This is a genomic window from Corallococcus sicarius (assembly GCF_003611735.1).
Lineage (GTDB): Bacteria > Myxococcota > Myxococcia > Myxococcales > Myxococcaceae > Corallococcus > Corallococcus sicarius.
Window position 1 is genome coordinate 13,638 of the sequence record NZ_RAWG01000100.1, and the last position, 15,573, is coordinate 29,210.

Consider the following 15,573-nt stretch of genomic DNA (forward strand, 5'->3'; position numbering starts at 1 on the left):
TTCCCCTCCCTGACCCTGGAGCCCCACCATGGACGTCCGCGCCGCCGTCGCCTTCGAGGCCGGCAAGCCCCTGAGCATTGAAACCGTGCACCTGGAGGGCCCCAAGGCGGGCGAGGTGCTCATCGAGCTGAAGGCCACCGGCCTGTGCCACACCGATGAGTTCACGCGCTCCGGCGCGGACCCGGAGGGGCTGTTCCCCGCCATCTTCGGCCACGAGGGCGCGGGCATCGTGGTGGACGTGGGCCCGGGCGTCACGAGCGTGAAGAAGGGCGACCACGTCATCCCGCTCTACACGCCCGAGTGCCGCGGCTGTAAGTCGTGCCTGTCCCAGAAGACGAACCTGTGCACGGCCATCCGCGCCACGCAGGGCAAGGGGCTGATGCCGGACGGCACCAGCCGCTTCCGCCTGGGCAAGCAGAGCATCCACCACTACATGGGCTGCTCCACGTTCGCGAACTACACGGTGCTGCCGGAGATCGCCGTGGCGAAGATCCGCGAGGACGCCCCCTTCGACAAGGTCTGCTACATCGGCTGCGGCGTCACCACCGGCGTGGGCGCCGTCGTCTACACCGCGAAGGTGGAGGCGGGCGCGAAGGTCGTCGTCTTCGGCCTGGGCGGCATCGGCCTCAACGTCGTGCAGGCCGCGCGCATGGTGGGCGCCGACATGATCGTCGGCGTGGACCTGAACCCCGCACGCAAGGACATCGCGGAGAAGTTCGGCCTCACCCACTTCGTCAACCCGAAGGACGTGGAGGGCGACCTCGTCCCCTACCTCGTCAACCTCACCGGCGGCGGCGCGGACTACAGCTTCGAGTGCATCGGCAACGTGAAGACGATGCGTCAGGCCTTGGAGTGCTGCCACCGCGGCTGGGGCGAGAGCATCATCATCGGCGTGGCAGGCGCCGGGCAGGAGATCAGCACCCGGCCGTTCCAGTTGGTCACCGGGCGCGTGTGGAAGGGCAGCGCCTTCGGCGGCGCGCGCGGCCGCACCGACGTGCCGAAGATCGTCGACTGGTACATGGACGGGAAGATCCAGGTGGATCCGCTCATCACCCACACGCTCAAGCTGGAGGAGATCAACCACGGCTTCGAGCTGATGCACAAAGGCGAGTCCATCCGCAGCGTGGTGAAGTACGCATGAGCCCGTCCCCCACGCTCGTCAGTGAGCACGCGTGCTTCGGGGGGACGCAGTCCTTCTGGAAGCACCCGTCCGAGGCCTGCGGCGGCGAGATGCGCTTCAGCGTCTTCACCCCGCCCCAGGCGAAGCACGGCCCCGTGCCCGTCCTCTACTACCTGGCCGGCCTCACCTGCACCGAGGAGACCTTCCCCACCAAGGGCGGCGCGCAGCGCGTGGCGGCGGAGCTGGGCCTGATGCTCGTGGCGCCGGACACCAGCCCTCGCGGCGCGGGCATCCCGGGCGAGGACGCGGACTGGGACTTCGGCACCGGCGCGGGCTTCTACCTGGATGCCACGCAGGCCCCGTGGAGTACGCGCTACCGCATGGGCACCTACGTCACGAAGGAGCTGCCCGGAATCATCGGCGCGCACTTCCCCGCGCGCATGGACCGCGAGGGCATCTTCGGCCACTCCATGGGAGGGCACGGCGCGCTGGTGACGGCGCTGCGCAATCCCAGCCGCTACCGCTCCGTGTCCGCGTTCGCGCCCATTGGCGCCCCCATCCGCAGCCCGTGGGGCGAGAAGGCGTTTGGCGGCTACCTGGGCCCGGATGAGTCCACATGGCGCGAGTACGACGCCACGGAGCTGCTGCGCTCCGGCAAGCGCCTGCCCGCGCTGCTGGTGGACCAGGGCACGAAGGACAAGTTCCTGGCGGATCAGCTCCACCCGACCTTCCTCAAGGACGCGTGCGAGGCGGTGGGCCAGCCCCTCACGCTGCGCATGCAGGAGGGCTTCGATCACGGCTACTACTTCGTCGCCACGTTCATGGAGGACCACCTGCGCCACCACGGCGCGGCGCTGAACGCGGTCTGATGGCCGGGCCGGACGTCGTCGCGGACCCGTGCCCCGGCCAGCCCCGGAGTACGGGTCCCCCTTCCCTTCCCGGCCCGGACGTGACAGGCGTGGGGGCATGAGTGCCACTTTCAAGTCCCTCGGCCTGTCCCCCGAAACGCTGGGTGCGGTGAAGCGCGCCCGCTTCGGTACCCCCACGCCCATCCAGGCGCAGGCCATCCCTCCCGCCCTGTCCGGCCGCGATGTCATTGGCTGTGCGGCCACCGGTACCGGCAAGACGGCCGCCTACCTGCTCCCCATGATTGAACGCTTCGCGGGGGAGCGCGGCACGCTGGGCCTCATCCTCGCGCCCACGCGCGAGCTGGTGCAGCAGGTGGCCGAACAGGCCCGCTTCTTCGGCGAGCCCCGGCGCGTCGTGCCCACGGTCATCATCGGCGGCGAGGACATGAACGCGCAGGTGGCGGAGCTGAAGACGCGCCCCACCCTCATCGTCGCCACCCCGGGCCGGCTGGTGGACCTGCTGGGCATCAAGGCCGTGAACCTGTCGCAGATCCGCACGCTGGTGCTGGATGAGGCGGACCGGATGCTCGACATGGGCTTCCTGCCGCAGATCAACCAGATCCTCCAGGCGCTGCCGCGCAAGCACCAGACGCTGCTGTTCTCCGCGACGCTCGGCGCGGACGTGGCGCGGTTCGGCCAGCGCGCGCTCAACAAGCCCGTGCGCGTGGAGGTGACGCCCAGCGGGACGCCCGCGCCCCGCGCGGAGCAGCACCTGTACATCGTGAAGCCCGAGGAGAAGTGGCCGCTGCTGCTCACGCTGCTCGCGCAGGACGAAGCGAGCGCGCTCGTGTTCGTGCGCACCCAGGCCCGCGCGGACAAGATGAAGGAATTGCTCGCGGCCGCGGGCCACAAGTCCGCCGCGCTGCACGCGGGCCGCACGCAGGCCCAGCGACGTCAGGCATTGGAGGGCTTCCGCCGGGGCCAGTACCGCTGCCTCGTGGCCACCGACCTCGCCGCGCGCGGCCTGGACGTGGACGACATCGGCCACGTCATCAGCCTGGACATCCCGCATGGGCCGGAGGACTACGTGCACCGCATTGGCCGCACCGCTCGCGCGGAGGCCAGTGGCCGGGCGTCACTCTTCGCGCTGGAGGTGGAGCGCCGCACCCTGCGCGATATTGAAAGCATCACCCGCCAGGAGCTGCCCCTGACGGAGGTGCCTCGCAAGGATCCCCTCTTCCGCAAGGAGATGGAGGCGTTCCTCGCGAAGCAGCGCGACCCGGGGCCGCGCCAGGCGGACCATGGCCGCTCCACCCGGGCCCCGGAAGCGACGCCCGGGCGCCATGCCCGCTCCCACGGCAAGGCCCGAGCAAAGGGCCCCGACCGTCAGTGATCGTGGTCTTCGCCCGGGCCGTGCGCGTGGCCGTGCTCGAGCTCCTCGGGCGTGGCCGCGCGCACTTCCTTGATGTTGACCTCGAAGTGCAGCGTCTTGCCGGCGAAGGGGTGGTTGAAGTCCACCAGCACGGTGTCCTTCTTCACTTCCTTCACCAGGAAGTCGACCTCGTCCCCGTCCGGATCCGTGGCGCTCAGGATGCCGCCGGCCTTGATCTCCAGGTCCTCGGGGAACTCGGTGCGCGGCACCTCCTCCACGCCTTCCGGGTCGTAGTCCCCGTAGCCGTCCGCCGCGGAGACGGTCGCCTTCAGCGACTCGCCCGCGGACTTCCCTTCCAGCGCCTTCTCCAGGCCCGGGACGATCTCCTCGTAGCCGTGCAGGTAGACGAGCGGATCCCCCGCCTCGCTCTCGTCCACGACGACGCCGTCACCGAGGTGGAGCTTGTAGTCAATGGCGACAACACTGTCCTTGCCGATTTTCATGGGGCCCTCATAGCGCATTCAGCCATGCCTCGGTGGAAGGATGATGCCCACCGTTACCGCGTGCACACGGACGTCCTACCAACGGATGCGCAGCTCGAAGCGACCCTGTCCGGTGTCGCGCTCCAGCTCCACCGTGGGGTTCGCGGCGCCCGACTGGCGCAGGGCCTCTTCGCAGCACCCCGCCGCCGCTTCCGCCGGGAAGGGATAGCCCTGGAAGGTGACGCGCCAGTCCTTCGGGGCCAGCTCTTCGGAATGGATCTCCACCGGCTCCATCACCGAGCGGAAGCTCAACGCCACCCGCTTCATCGCGCGATCCGGGCCCGCGATCCTCAGGGCGACGTTGACGACCTTGCCCACCAGCGTCTCGAAGTAGCCGCGCACCAGGTCGCGCCCCATCTGCCGCAGGGCCTCCTGGGGCGGCCGGCCCGCGTAGGCGTACGCGAGCACCAGGTTCTGGCACCGCGTGAACACCGACGCCGGGTAGGACGCCCGGGGCTTGTCCACGTCGTAGCCCGCCGCCGCCAGGCGCTCCCGCAGCGAGGCGTCCATGCGGACACAGCGCAGGAGCGACTCGAACAACGTGGACTGGATGACGACCTCTGCCGGGGACATGTGCGCTCGAAGTGGGGAAACGCGAGGAGACCGGAAAGGCGCGAGACACTAGCCGGTCGCTTCAGGGAAAGGATCCCCCCGGCGGGGTTGTTCCGCGGGCCAGTGGTTTCAAGGCCTTGGAGCGTCCAGACCGTCAACCCGCCGCACCCGGAAACGAATTCCGAGAAGGGCCGTCCGTGAGCCAGGCGATGGGGAGCGTCACGGACGAAGCGCTCATGGACCTGTTCTGTCAGGGAGATCACTCGGCGTTCGAGGCGCTGTTCGCCCGACATGCTGGACGTGTGCAGGGCTTCCTTGCGCGCATGGTGAGGGACGGACCTTTGGCGGAGGACCTCTTGCAGATGACATTCCTGTCGGTCATCCGCGCCCGGGGCCGCTACGAGCCGGGCACCCGCTTCACCCCCTGGCTGCTCACCATCGCGGCGAACGCGGCCCGGGACGCCCTGCGGCACCAGCAGCACGTGGACTCGCACGCGCATGCGCCGCCCGAAGGCCTCACGTCCGTACCCGCGCCCGACGGCGATCCGGTGCTGCGCCGGCGCATCGAGGACGCGCTCCAGTTGCTGCCCCTGGAGCAGCGCGAGGCGGTGGTGTTGAGCAAGCTGGAGGGCTGGTCCTTCGAGGAGATCGCCCAGCTGCGCGGCATCCGCGCGGGCGCGGCCCGGCTTCGTGCGCACCGCGGTTACGAGAAGCTGCGCGAATTGCTCGGTGGACTGGTCGGGGAGGACGCCTGATGCCCGCGCCTTCCGACCCGCTGTTGTCCGCACCTCCCCGGTTGGATCCGGGAGCCCTGGAGCGCGCGCTCGCGGCGTCGCGTGCGGAGCTGGCCCTGCGGCAGCCGGTGCGCCGCTGGCGTCCCCAGGCGGTGGGTTTGTTCGGCGCGTCCGCGGGGATGGCGCTCGCGACCACGGCCGTGTTCGTGGCCCTGGGGCGCACCACGGGCTCCGCGGTGGTGGGCCGCGCGCCGATGCTGACGATGCTGCTGGCGACGAGCGCGGTGTGTTCGTGGGCGGCGCTGTCCCCGCGCGGCTGGCTGCTGCGGTGGGTGGGCGTCGGCATGGCGCTGGTGAGCGCGGTGGCGATGGTGCTCACCCGGGGGGCGATGCGCGAGCCCTCTTCCCTGCCCGAGTGGGTGTGCACCGCGAGCCATGTCGCGGTGGCGCTGGTGCCCGGGGCGGTGGCGCTCGCCGTGCTGCGCTGGGCGGCGTTCAACCCGCTGCGCGCGGTGGCGGCGGGCCTGGCGGCGGGCACGGTGGGCGCGTTCGTGGGCGAGCTGGCCTGCGGCCTCGGCGCCGGACACGTGGCCGCGTATCACCTGGGCGCCTGGGCGCTCGTGGCCCTGCTGACCGGGGCCCTGTCAAAACGACTCAAACCCCGGACCTACGCTCCATGAAGCAAGACCCTTCGCTCATCCTGACGGAAGACGTCGACGGCGCCCCGGTGCGCATTGGCTCGGCGGTGATGATCGTCCGCACGGAACCGGACGACCCCATCACGGAGCGCTTCCTCGACCGCGTGGGCGTCGTCGTGGCGCTCGTGTTCGATGATCCGCCCACGCAGTACCCCGCGGACCCGCTCATCCAGGTGCGCGTGCACGGCGTGGGCGAGGACCTGTTCTTCGCCCGCGAGGTGGCCGCGGTGCCCCTGGGTCACTTCGTCGCGTTCGGGTCGTCCAGCTCCGCGTAGTGCCGGAAGATGCCCTGCTCGTTGAAGGGCTGGGCGCGCGGGGAGCTCCGGTACGCGGCGATGCGAGGCCGCTCCGCGATGCGCTGACGCAGGGCCATCACGCCAGGAACCTGATGGGCGACGCGGCTCATGGCATTCGGGAAGGCGTAGGACAGGCCTTCCACGAGCTGGAACAGCGCCAGCTCCGGGTAGCTGAAGTCACTGCCCAACAGGTACCTGCCGCCGCCCCGCGGGTTGGCCCTCAGCACGCGCTCGAAGTAGCCCAGGAACTTCGGGATGCGCTGGGTGCGGAAGTCCTCGGCGCGGGCCTTCGCGGCGTCCTTCTGCTCCTCGTAGTACTTCATCACCGCGATGGGGTGATGCGTGTCATGCGCCTCCGCCACCGCGTCCGCGACGGTGAGCTGGAATTGGCGCGCATGCAGCCGTGTGCCCTCGTCTGCGGGCACCAGGCCGAAGCGCTCGCCCAGGTAGGAGCAGATGTTCGCGGCCTGGGAGATGACGAGGTCGCCCATCTTGAGCACGGGCGGCGCGTACGCGGGCACCGGCCCCTGGCCCAGCAGGTTCATGATGGCCCGGGCCCCGCCGCCCTGGGACTCCGGGAGCAGGCCCACGTCCACCCAGTCCGCCGCCGCCTCCTCCAGCACCAGCCGCACGAACTCGCCGCGGCCCGGGAGGCCGGGCCAGTAGTACAGCTGGAACTTCGCGTCGCTCATCGTCCGCTCCTCTCACAGGTCCTAAACATCCCCATCCCTGCTGGGCTTGCGCTTCTTCCGGGACGGCTCGTCGGAGTCGGGCACGTCCTGGCTGGCCACGCGCTTGAGCGACCCTTCTTCCTTGGGGGCGTAGGTGAGCTGCAGGGTCCGGCAGTTGAGGTGGATGCCGGTCAGCGTCTCGATGCCGGTCAGCTCCCCGTTGCAGCTGCGGCAGAGGCGGTAGTTCCGCCGGTGGGCGTTGTAGGCCTGGACGTCCTTGCGACGCAGGACCTCGATGATGACGCCGTTGTGATCGCTGTAGGCGTACGCCTTGCCGTTGAGCTGGGTGTACTTGTCCGTGAGGCCGTGGAAGACGAAGGCCGGATCGTAGGCCGGGTCCGTGGTGTCGCTGCCCACGACCTTGTTGTCCTTGATCTTCGCGACCGCGTGGTGCGTGCAGGCGATGTCGAAGTGGGTATCAAACCCGCTGTTCGTTCCCGAGATGCTGAACGTGCTGTGGCCGCCATAGCCCACGAGCTCCTGCTCGCCGCCGTGGATGCTGCTCACCCAGTCCTGCCCCCCCAGCTTGCCCTTCAGCGCGGACGGCATGAAGCCGGAGCTCTTCTGGTTGGTGTCCCCAATCAGCAGGTCCAGCTCCTCCCGGCCCGTCGAGCGCATCGCATTGAACTTCAGGTACTCCACGACGCTCGCCGCGTCCCCGCAGATGTGGTTCGGGATGTGCACGAAGGCCATCAGCCACCCCATGATCGTCAGGGTCATGCAGATGGCCTTCTCGTTCTTGTTGTTGTCCGAGAGCGTGTCGAAGCGGTGGACCTTCAGGTCGAAGTCGTCGATCTGGCTGTGCTTGTTCTTCAGCACCGTGAAGCGGTGGCGCGAGTCCCCGGTGGGGTTCATCCCGTAGACGACGTCGTAGCCCCGGATGGTCTTCCCCTTCAGCTCCTCGCCGTACAGCTCCCCGAGCACGATGATCGTCGGCGGGCGGCTGGTGAAGCCGCCGTTCGTGCTCGTCCGGTTCATCGTGCTCTTCACGATGGTGTCGATGACGCCCGACAGGAACTCCAGCAGCTCGTTCGCGTCCTGGCCGCTCTTGAAGGTGTTGGAGAAGGCCTTGGACTCAAGGCCGGTGGCGAACTCGACCTCCATGTCCTTGCCCACGATCTTCTTCGTGGCGAAGTCGTAGTGCGGAACCGGAAAGGTGAGCTTCCGGTCCGCGTTGTCCAGGTCGTAGACCCTGCCGGCGTTCGTCTGGGCCTTGTGCTTGAAGGAGTTGCCGCTGAGGACCGAGTGCCCCGTGGTCTCCTTGTGCCCGACGGACTCCAGGGACTGGTACACGACGATCATGAGGGGCTCCTGCCAGGCGACGTTGCGCCGCAGTCTACTGCGTACCGCTGGTGGCCTTCAGGCCCACGATGGCGACGAGCAACAGGCCCAGGAAGAACAGCCGGGGCGCGGTGACGGGCTCGTGGAAGAGCACCATGCCCAGCACCGCCGCGCCGAACGCACCAATGCCCACCCAGACCGCGTAGGCCGTGCCGATGGGCAGGGTCTTCGCCGCGAAGGACAGCAGGGCCATGCTCGCGATGATGGCCGCCACGGTGAGCACGCTGGGGAGCGGCCGCGTGAAGCCCTGCGTGTACTTCAGGCCAATGGCCCAGCCCACTTCGAGCAGCCCGGCAACGACGAGGAGGATCCAAGAAGACGACATGACGCACGACTCCCGTGAAGGCGTCGTCTTGTCGTGACCGGGTACGGCGCACCTCGTCCGGGCTCGAGGCCCCACCCCGGGGCCTCGCACGCACCCCGCATGCTAATCCCGTCGCCGCGTCTTCGCTACCGGCCCTCGACGTGGGCTTCGACCTGAAGGAGAACGCCGGCCATGATCACCATCAGCGCATTCAAGTGGGTACCGCCGTTCGCGCAGGGGCTGGTGCGCGACCTCCGGGTGCGGTGGGCCCTGGAAGAGGCCGGCCTGCCCTACCAGACCCGGCTCATCGACCCCGACGTGCAGGGCTCCTCCGAGTACCGCTCGCTCCAGCCCTTCGGTCAGGTGCCGGTGTTCCAGGAGGACGGCCTCACCCTCTTCGAGTCGGGGGCGATCGTGCTCCACATCGCGTCCCGCAGCGAGGTGCTGCTGCCCGCCGACGCAGCGGGCCGCGCGCGCGCCATGACCTGGGTGTTCGCGGCGCTCAACTCGATGGAGATCTACATCCAGCAGCTCGCGGAGATCGACCTGTTCAACGCGGACCAGCAGTGGGCCCAGCTCCACCGGCCGGACGTGGAGAAGGCCGTGCAGCGGCGGCTCCAGGAGCTGGCGGCATGTCTGGGCGACCGCGAATATCTGGAGGGCCGCTTCACCGTGGGCGACCTGATGATGACCACGGTGCTCCGCAACCTCCGGCACACCCGGCTCATCAACGCAGTGCCCACGCTGAAGGCCTACCAGGAGCGCTGTGAAGCGCGGCCCGCCTTCCAGCGGGCCCTGGCCGCCCAGATGGAGCCGTTCCGGCAGCGTTAGAGGGAGTAGCCCAGCATCCACGTGTAGACGTCATGCCCCGCGGAGCCGTCATACGTACGGCCCCACGAGTCATGCCCCACGCCGGGATAGAGCGTGAGCAGCGCCGCGGGGTTCACCGCGGGCGAGCACGTGGTGTTGAGCGCCTTCACCGGGTTGATGGAGCCATACGGGGAGACGGTGCCGTCCGCCGAGCCATGGAAGGCCCAGACGGGCAACCCCGACGCCGCCGCGGGGCAGAGGTTCTGGCTGTTGCCGTTGCCCGCGATGGGCACGATGGCCGCGAGCTTGGCGTAGTGCACCGCCGCGTAGGCCCAGACCTGGATGGCGCCCGCGGAGATGCCCGTGAGGTACACGCGGCTGGCATCCACCCGGTAGTGCACCTTCGCGAACTCGATGATCTTGTCGATGTCCGCCACCGGGATGAACGCGTTGAAGCGCTGCGGGGCAATCAGGATGAACGGGAAGTCGCGCCCGTTGCGGATGAGCCGGGGCGGCGCGTTGAGGGCCATGATCTTCTCCAGGGCCGCCGCGCTGCCGTTGCCCACATCCCCCGTCCCGTGCAGGAAGATCACGAGCGGATGGCTCACGGTCGCGTTGTCGTCATAGTCCGGCGGCAGGTACTCCCAGTAGCCGAGGCTCATCCCAGGCACCGTTCCATAGGGACGGGCCAGGATCTCTCCCTGCGCCGCGAATGCACCCTGCGCGGAAAAAAGCACCCAAACCAAGCTCAATAGCAGGCAACGCACGCCGTTCATGAGGCCTCCCAGGTGGAAGGCACAGAGTAACAGCCCTGCTTGTGATTTAACCTGCAAAACAAGCAAAGCCGAACAAACCCAATCCCATCATAAAACTCCAGGGAGGGCTCGCCATGAAGCGGAAGGACGGTAGGCCCCGTCCGGGCGCTGTCCTAGACTTGGGGCATGTGCCGGAACATCAAGCCCCTGTTCAACTTCGCGCCGCCCGCCACCGATGACGACATCCGCGCGGCGGCGCTCCAGTTCGTCCGGAAGATCGCCGGCACGCGCAAGCCGTCCAAGCAGAACACCGACGCCTTCGACGTCGCCGTCGAGGAGATCTACCAGAACTCCAAGCGCATGCTCGACGGGCTGGTGGCCACCACCCCACCCCGGGACCGGGCGAAGTTCGAGGCCCTCAAGAAGCTGCGCTTCAAGAGGGCCGAACCCCGCTGAGGCCCGGGGGGAGGCTCAGGGCACCTGCGACTGGAGCGCCGTCCAGCGCGTGCGCACCCACTGCCGCAGGTACTCCACCTCCTGGGCGTGGGTGTTGAAGTCCTGGCGCAGGTGCCACTCCGGGAAGTTGGGATGCCCGATGGTCTCCGGCTTCGCGAAGGCCTGGTACTCGGCGGCCCAGCGCGCCTCCTCTCGCTGCGCGTTGGGGCCCAGCTCCTTCACGTACCCGTCGATGAGCGCCTGCACCGTGGCCTCGCTCACTTCGTTCTTCAGCACCTGGCGGTAACGCTCGCGCATCGGGGTGGCGATGGCGGGCTCATCCAGCATCTTCTTGAAGAGCAGGTTGTCGCCCGCGTACGTGGGCCGCGCCGTGGGGCTGCTGCGCGTGGTGTCGAAGTTCTGCCCGAAGCTCGCATCCAGGTCCCAGGGGATGAAGCGCCACGGGCCGCCCGTCTTCGGATCAAACGCGTGGTAGGCGTTCTTCGCCTGCGAGTCATTGCCCAGGATGAGCGTGTTGAAGATCCACCAGTTCTCGTAGTCACGCGCCTTGAGCTTCGTGCCGAAGTCCTGGCGGAAGGCCTCTGGGCTCGCGTCCGCGACCCAGGCGACGAAGGCATCCAGCGTGTCGAACGCGTGGGCCTGGCCCTCCTCCGGAGTGCCGTCCTCCTTCTCGAAGCCCTCGTGGAGGTTCGCCTTCGGCGCGCCGTTGCGCCGCAGGCGGGAGAAGTTGGCGTCCGCGTCCACGGCCTTGAAGAGGTCCGAGTCCTTCTCCAGGCCGTTGAACCCCATCAGGCGCTTGTCCACGTGATCCGCCGCCGTGTAGAGGCCCCGGTATTCGTTGTTCGCGTACACCACCACGCTGAAGGTGCGGATGCGCACGGCGTCCGGCGCCAGCTTGTTCCACAGGTCGAACGCCAACCGCGAGCGCAGGTACGAGTTGTCGTTGAACGGGGTGATCAACACCACGCGCTTGCGGTCCTTGAAGCCGTCGCCGAAGACGGGCTCCGAGAACAGGTCGTCCTCCGCGAACTTGAACGTCAGGCTGCGCTTGGGGAACACGCTGGACGTGGCCCCGCGGTACTTCGCCTCCATCGTGAAGCGGTGGCCCCGGTAGACGACCTCCGCGGGGCGGTAGAACCCGGCGGTGAGGCCCACCTCCTTGTCGAAGAACAGGTGTACGACGGGCAACCCGTACTCCTCCGTGTACGTAACGGGATCGACGATGGGGACCTTGCCCGGCGCCGCGTCGTTGTTCGCCACGCCCACCTTCAGCGTGCCCGTCTCCCCGGTGGTCTTCTCCTCCAGCGCGAGCATCCACACCGCGCCCTGGTTGAGCGCGGGCGTCCAGCGCAGCGTGGCGGTGGACTCGTCGAAGGTGGCGCCCGCGGGCAGGTTCTTCACCTCGAAGCGCAGCGTGGGCCCGGTGAGGTTCGTCCCGCAGCGCACCTGCGCGGTGAGGGGCTCGCCCTCCAGCACCCAGCGCGTGTCGCCCGCGGTGGGCGCGCACACCTGCGGCGCCGTGCCCGCGTCCGGCTGCGTGCCCGCGTCCGGCTGCGCTCCCGCATCCGTGCCGCCCTGCCCCGTGCCTGCGTCGGGCGTCTCCTGGAGCCCCGCGTCGGGCCCTCCGTTGCCGCCCGGGTTGTTCGGAACGTCGGGGTCGGCCCCCGGCGGAGGCACGGTGTCACCGCCGCCGCACGCCACCATCCCCAGGCACAGCACGCCCGCCAGTCCCCGCCTCCACCATCGCGTTGCTCGCACCGAGACACGCCCCCCTTGGGTCCACGGCCGCCATCAGGCCGTGGGGCAAAGGGGTAGGCATCACGGGCGCGCGGGACACCTCTGCCGGGCAGGAAGGTGTCCGGGGGCGGACAGCGCGGCCATCAGTAGGACGCGATCAGGCCCACGTGCAGGCTGGAGTACGTCTCCTCCGCGACGCCGCCATTCGTCCACCCGGTGCGCGTGCCGGCGCCGGTGAAGCGGTCGCGGAAGTGCGCCAGGCGGAAGGCCACGTCGTAGCCCAGGGGGCCCCAGATATCTCCCGACACACCCAGCTCCGCGCACCAGCCGAAGCTGTCCACGGACGTGCCGAAGTCGGTGATCTCCTGCGCCCGGCGTCCACCGTCCGCCTCCGGCGAGTGACCCGGCCTGGGCGACAGCAGCAACCCACCGGACGCATCCAGGCGCACCGAGCTGAACAGCGGCACCGACAGGTCCACCGCCACCGCCGGGTAGACGCGGTGCGTGCCGGACAACGGGGTGTCCTCCGCCGCGTCCACGTCGAACGCGCGCGTCTGCAGGCCGGCCCGGGCCCCCACATAGCCCTGCTGGGGCCGCGTGGTGCCGAAGCGGAAGTAGAAGCGGTAGAGCGCCTGCGCCGTGAAGGCGGTGTCGGTGGCCGTCGCCTCGCGGGCCGGCGTCTGGCCCCCGTCCCCCGTGAGCGTCACGTCCGACGAGGAGTACCCCTGCTGCACGCCCAACCGCAGCCCCAGCCCGCGCAGCACCGACGTCTCGCGGTGCGCCAGGGGGAGCGCCTCCAGCTCCAGCGCGAAGCCCAGGTACGGCTTCGTCGAGGAGAAGTCGGACGTGTCGCCCACCTGATCCTCCTCGGGGAGCCGCTCGAACGCGCCACACCCGTCCACGCCGGGCCGCGCGCAGTAGCGCCGCCACGTCGCCGTCAGGGCCAGGTTCAGCCGCACCCAGGTGGGGGCGCCCAACTCCGGTGGGGCGGACTTCTTCCCGTTGCCCGGCCCCGCGAACAGCTGGAGCGACAGCCTGGACGGGGTCTCACGCAGGCCGTGGAAGGAGGCCGGGGCCAGGGGTTCCGAGGCCGCGGCCGCCACGGCGGGCGACGCAAGGGCTCCGACGAGGGCCAGGGTCCACAGCAGCCCCGAAGGGACCCTCGCACATCCGGTGGTCGTCATGCGTCGGGCAGGTTCACCCAGCCCGACGGCGAAGTCCAGGCTCGGCACCGCGGGGTCAGGCGTTCATCGCATGGCCCACGCTCGCGGTGACCGCCGAGGGGGGCACGGACATGGACGGCGAGGAGTCCTCCTGCACCACCGGCATCGTCTGCGCCTCCGGGGCCCGACCCAGGAAGTCACGGCGGTAGATGCGCACCATGGCCATGAAGATGGAGGCGATGAGCGGCCCCACCAGCAGGCCCATCATCCCGAACACCGCCAGCCCGCCGAACATGGAGAGGAAGACGAGCAGCGGGTGCAGCGCCATGCGCGAGCCGCACAGCCGGGGACGGATGATGTTGTCGATGCTACCCACCAGGAACGTGCCCCAGGCGAGCAGGAACACGCCCTCGTTCACCCGGTTCGCCGCGATGAGGATGACCCCGATGGGCCCCCACACCAGGGCCGTGCCGCCCACGGGCACCAGCGCCACCAGCACCATGGCCGCGCCCCAGACGCCCGCGTGCGGCACCCCGGCGAGCAGCAGGCCCACGAAGCCCACCGCGCCCTGCAACAGCGCGGTGAGGGTGTTGCCGTAGATGATGGCGTATGCGACGTCGGTGAACTCGTGCGAGAAGGCGTCGAAGTAGCGGCGCTCCAGCGGGAGGAGCTTCGCGACCTCGTTCACCAGCCGGCGACCGTCCAGGAAGAAGTAGTACATGGCCACCGTCATCAGGAACATGTTGACGAGCAGCTCCGTGCCCGCGCCCACCACGTCCGCGAGCAGCCCCGCGCCGCCCGACACGGCGGTCATCAGCAGGCGCTCCGTCTCCGAGCTCTCCGGGTCGAAGCGCACGTAGCGGCTGAGGCCCCGGGGCAGGTTCGCCAGGAAGTGGTGGCGCAGGTCCACCTGATCCAGCAGGTCCTGGGCCTGGCCCACGAACAGGAGGACTTCCCGGGCCACCATCCAGCCCACGAGCGCCAGGGGCGCCAGGAGCAGGAGGAACACCGCCAGGGTGGACAGACCGGCCGCCAGGGACTTGCGACCCCGGAGCCGCTGGCTCAAGGAGTCCTGGATGGGCATGAACAGGACGACCAGGAAGCCGCCCAGCAACACCGGCATCATGAACGGCAGCAAGATGCGTGAAAACAGAATCAGCGCGATGGCGAAGAGCCCCGCGAAGATGAAATTCGACCACCGCTTCGTATCGCCCGCCGTCACCGACCCACCCCGTCCCCCAGAACGACTGCACGCAACCTAGGAACGGCATTTCCATCCAGGAAGCCCGCCTGCCCCACTCGGAGATTCCCACCCATGAATTCTGGACGTTTCATCCCCCTGGCGGCCGTCACGACGGCCCTCGTCTCCAGCACCGTCCTCCTGCTCGCCCCCGCCTGCGGCGACGGCGGCGCGGTGCCGGACTGTGGAGAGGAGTGCGCGCCCGTGGAGGGCCTCTACCCCCTGGCCTTCCAGGGTGACGCGGGCCTTCCGCCCGAGTGCGTCAACCTGGATGTGCCCCCCCTGCCCCAGGGCCAGGCGCTGACGCTCGTGCGCGACGGGGGGACCCTCACCGGGACGCTGGACGGGGTGGCCTTCAAGGGTCAGGTGTACGCCACGGGCGACTTGAGCCTCAAGGCCACGCCCCTGCCCCGCGCGGATGGGGGGCTGACCACCTTCCTGAGCCTGACCGCGTCCTTCACCGGGGGGCCGGCGGACAGCGGGGTCGATGGCGGAATCAGTGGAAGGCTGTCGGGGAACTTCACCGGCAACTACTCGCGGCTGGACGGAAACACCAGCCAGCGTTGCTTCGTCACCCGCCCCTTCACGGCGACCCGGCGGTGAGCCAGGGCCGCCGGGAGCGGCGCCGGGGCGGGAACTACTTCTTCTTGCCTTCGGCGGCGGCGGCCTTCGCAGCCAGCTTCTGCTTCTTGACCCGCTTCTTGTGGTGCTGACGGATCTTCATCTGCACGCGGCGGTGCTTGCTCTTGCTGTTGGCCATGTAAGTGGCTCCTGGTCTCCGGAATGGAGCAAAGGGGGGTCTACCTATCAGAACCCGACGGGCTCCCGGAAGAGGAACCCTCGGGATCGTCGGAACCGGGGGGCTCGTTGGGGG

At 69.3% G+C, this 15,573-nt stretch carries 19 protein-coding genes and 1 riboswitch; of the genes, 9 read left to right on the plus strand and 10 right to left on the minus strand.

What is annotated here, in order from left to right:
- Nucleotides 1-28: 28 nt before the first annotated feature.
- From D7X12_RS17425 to D7X12_RS17435, 3 genes are all read left to right on the plus strand, one after another.
- Nucleotides 29-1,141 (plus strand): S-(hydroxymethyl)glutathione dehydrogenase/class III alcohol dehydrogenase, encoded by a 1,113-nt coding sequence (locus tag D7X12_RS17425; protein ID WP_120626395.1) that lies wholly within the window; start codon nucleotides 29-31, stop codon nucleotides 1,139-1,141.
- Complete coding sequence (gene fghA, locus D7X12_RS17430) at nucleotides 1,138-1,989, plus strand: S-formylglutathione hydrolase (protein WP_120626396.1); 852 nt, start codon at nucleotides 1,138-1,140, stop codon at nucleotides 1,987-1,989. Before D7X12_RS17425 ends, fghA begins: the two co-directional genes overlap by 4 nt.
- A 97-nt stretch (nucleotides 1,990-2,086) precedes the next feature.
- A complete protein-coding gene (locus tag D7X12_RS17435; RefSeq protein ID WP_120626397.1) occupies nucleotides 2,087-3,361 on the plus strand; it encodes a DEAD/DEAH box helicase in 1,275 nt (424 codons plus the stop codon).
- Here D7X12_RS17435 and D7X12_RS17440 read toward each other — a convergent pair.
- Nucleotides 3,355-3,843 carry an FKBP-type peptidyl-prolyl cis-trans isomerase gene (locus D7X12_RS17440; protein WP_120626398.1) on the minus strand — a complete coding sequence of 163 codons (489 nt, stop codon included), beginning with the start codon at nucleotides 3,841-3,843 and terminating at the stop codon, nucleotides 3,355-3,357. The two genes, D7X12_RS17435 and D7X12_RS17440, sit on opposite strands and share 7 nt — an antisense overlap.
- A 75-nt stretch (nucleotides 3,844-3,918) precedes the next feature.
- Nucleotides 3,919-4,455 carry a DUF2378 family protein gene (locus D7X12_RS17445; RefSeq protein ID WP_120626399.1) on the minus strand — a complete coding sequence of 179 codons (537 nt, stop codon included), beginning with the start codon at nucleotides 4,453-4,455 and terminating at the stop codon, nucleotides 3,919-3,921.
- A gap of 188 nt (nucleotides 4,456-4,643) precedes the next feature.
- Between D7X12_RS17445 and D7X12_RS17450 the strand changes: the two genes are divergently transcribed.
- From D7X12_RS17450 to D7X12_RS17460, 3 genes are read left to right on the plus strand one after another with little or no spacing between them, the layout of a single operon-like run.
- Nucleotides 4,644-5,189, plus strand: coding sequence for an RNA polymerase sigma factor (locus D7X12_RS17450; protein ID WP_120626400.1), 546 nt, complete (start codon nucleotides 4,644-4,646; stop codon nucleotides 5,187-5,189).
- The gene (locus D7X12_RS17455) at nucleotides 5,189-5,848 is read left to right on the plus strand and encodes a DUF1109 domain-containing protein (protein ID WP_120626401.1); all 660 of its coding nucleotides are present in this window, start codon (nucleotides 5,189-5,191) and stop codon (nucleotides 5,846-5,848) included. The genes D7X12_RS17450 and D7X12_RS17455 overlap by 1 nt, the downstream gene beginning before the upstream one ends.
- The gene (locus D7X12_RS17460) at nucleotides 5,845-6,141 is read left to right on the plus strand and encodes a Carotenogenesis protein CarS (RefSeq protein WP_120626402.1); all 297 of its coding nucleotides are present in this window, start codon (nucleotides 5,845-5,847) and stop codon (nucleotides 6,139-6,141) included. Before D7X12_RS17455 ends, D7X12_RS17460 begins: the two co-directional genes overlap by 4 nt.
- Here the strand turns inward: D7X12_RS17460 and D7X12_RS17465 are convergent.
- The 3 genes from D7X12_RS17465 to sugE are packed head-to-tail and all read right to left on the minus strand — an operon-like array spanning nucleotide 6,105 to nucleotide 8,559.
- A complete protein-coding gene (locus D7X12_RS17465; RefSeq protein WP_120626403.1) occupies nucleotides 6,105-6,854 on the minus strand; it encodes a glutathione S-transferase in 750 nt (249 codons plus the stop codon). The genes D7X12_RS17460 and D7X12_RS17465 overlap by 37 nt on opposite strands.
- A gap of 21 nt (nucleotides 6,855-6,875) precedes the next feature.
- Nucleotides 6,876-8,195: a hypothetical protein gene (locus tag D7X12_RS17470; RefSeq protein ID WP_120626404.1), complete on the minus strand. Its 1,320-nt coding sequence runs from the start codon at nucleotides 8,193-8,195 to the stop codon at nucleotides 6,876-6,878.
- 34 nt (nucleotides 8,196-8,229) lie between these two features.
- Entirely contained in the window at nucleotides 8,230-8,559 is a 330-nt protein-coding gene (sugE, locus tag D7X12_RS17475) for a quaternary ammonium compound efflux SMR transporter SugE (RefSeq protein WP_120626405.1), read from the minus strand.
- 17 nt (nucleotides 8,560-8,576) lie between these two features.
- Nucleotides 8,577-8,647, minus strand: a riboswitch (guanidine-III (ykkC-III) riboswitch).
- 83 nt (nucleotides 8,648-8,730) lie between these two features.
- Here sugE and D7X12_RS17480 point away from each other — a divergent pair.
- Nucleotides 8,731-9,369 (plus strand): glutathione S-transferase family protein, encoded by a 639-nt coding sequence (locus tag D7X12_RS17480; protein WP_120626406.1) that lies wholly within the window; start codon nucleotides 8,731-8,733, stop codon nucleotides 9,367-9,369.
- Here the strand turns inward: D7X12_RS17480 and D7X12_RS17485 are convergent.
- Complete coding sequence (locus tag D7X12_RS17485; protein ID WP_244224610.1) at nucleotides 9,366-10,010, minus strand: carboxylesterase family protein; 645 nt, start codon at nucleotides 10,008-10,010, stop codon at nucleotides 9,366-9,368. The two genes, D7X12_RS17480 and D7X12_RS17485, sit on opposite strands and share 4 nt — an antisense overlap.
- A gap of 279 nt (nucleotides 10,011-10,289) precedes the next feature.
- On the opposite strand from D7X12_RS17485, the gene D7X12_RS17490 reads away from it, so the two are divergent.
- Complete coding sequence (locus D7X12_RS17490; RefSeq protein WP_120626408.1) at nucleotides 10,290-10,559, plus strand: DUF2277 domain-containing protein; 270 nt, start codon at nucleotides 10,290-10,292, stop codon at nucleotides 10,557-10,559.
- 15 nt (nucleotides 10,560-10,574) lie between these two features.
- Here the strand turns inward: D7X12_RS17490 and D7X12_RS17495 are convergent, their stop codons facing one another.
- The 3 genes from D7X12_RS17495 to D7X12_RS17505 all read right to left on the minus strand — a co-directional run bounded on the left by D7X12_RS17495 (nucleotide 10,575) and on the right by D7X12_RS17505 (nucleotide 14,681).
- Nucleotides 10,575-12,317, minus strand: coding sequence for a CotH kinase family protein (locus D7X12_RS17495; RefSeq protein ID WP_341868227.1), 1,743 nt, complete (start codon nucleotides 12,315-12,317; stop codon nucleotides 10,575-10,577).
- 122 nt (nucleotides 12,318-12,439) lie between these two features.
- On the minus strand, nucleotides 12,440-13,480 hold the full coding sequence (locus D7X12_RS17500) for a hypothetical protein (RefSeq protein ID WP_208719108.1): 1,041 nt from the start codon (nucleotides 13,478-13,480) through the stop codon (nucleotides 12,440-12,442).
- Nucleotides 13,481-13,535: 55 nt separating this feature from the next.
- Nucleotides 13,536-14,681, minus strand: a complete 1,146-nt coding sequence (locus tag D7X12_RS17505) for an AI-2E family transporter (protein ID WP_120626410.1) — start codon at nucleotides 14,679-14,681, stop codon at nucleotides 13,536-13,538.
- Nucleotides 14,682-14,774: 93 nt separating this feature from the next.
- Between D7X12_RS17505 and D7X12_RS17510 the strand changes: the two genes are divergently transcribed.
- A complete protein-coding gene (locus D7X12_RS17510) occupies nucleotides 14,775-15,302 on the plus strand; it encodes a hypothetical protein (protein ID WP_120626411.1) in 528 nt (175 codons plus the stop codon).
- A 34-nt stretch (nucleotides 15,303-15,336) separates the two neighbouring features.
- Here the strand turns inward: D7X12_RS17510 and D7X12_RS17515 are convergent, their stop codons facing one another.
- Complete coding sequence (locus D7X12_RS17515) at nucleotides 15,337-15,459, minus strand: aminopeptidase (protein ID WP_120611322.1); 123 nt, start codon at nucleotides 15,457-15,459, stop codon at nucleotides 15,337-15,339.
- Nucleotides 15,460-15,573 lie beyond the last annotated feature (114 nt).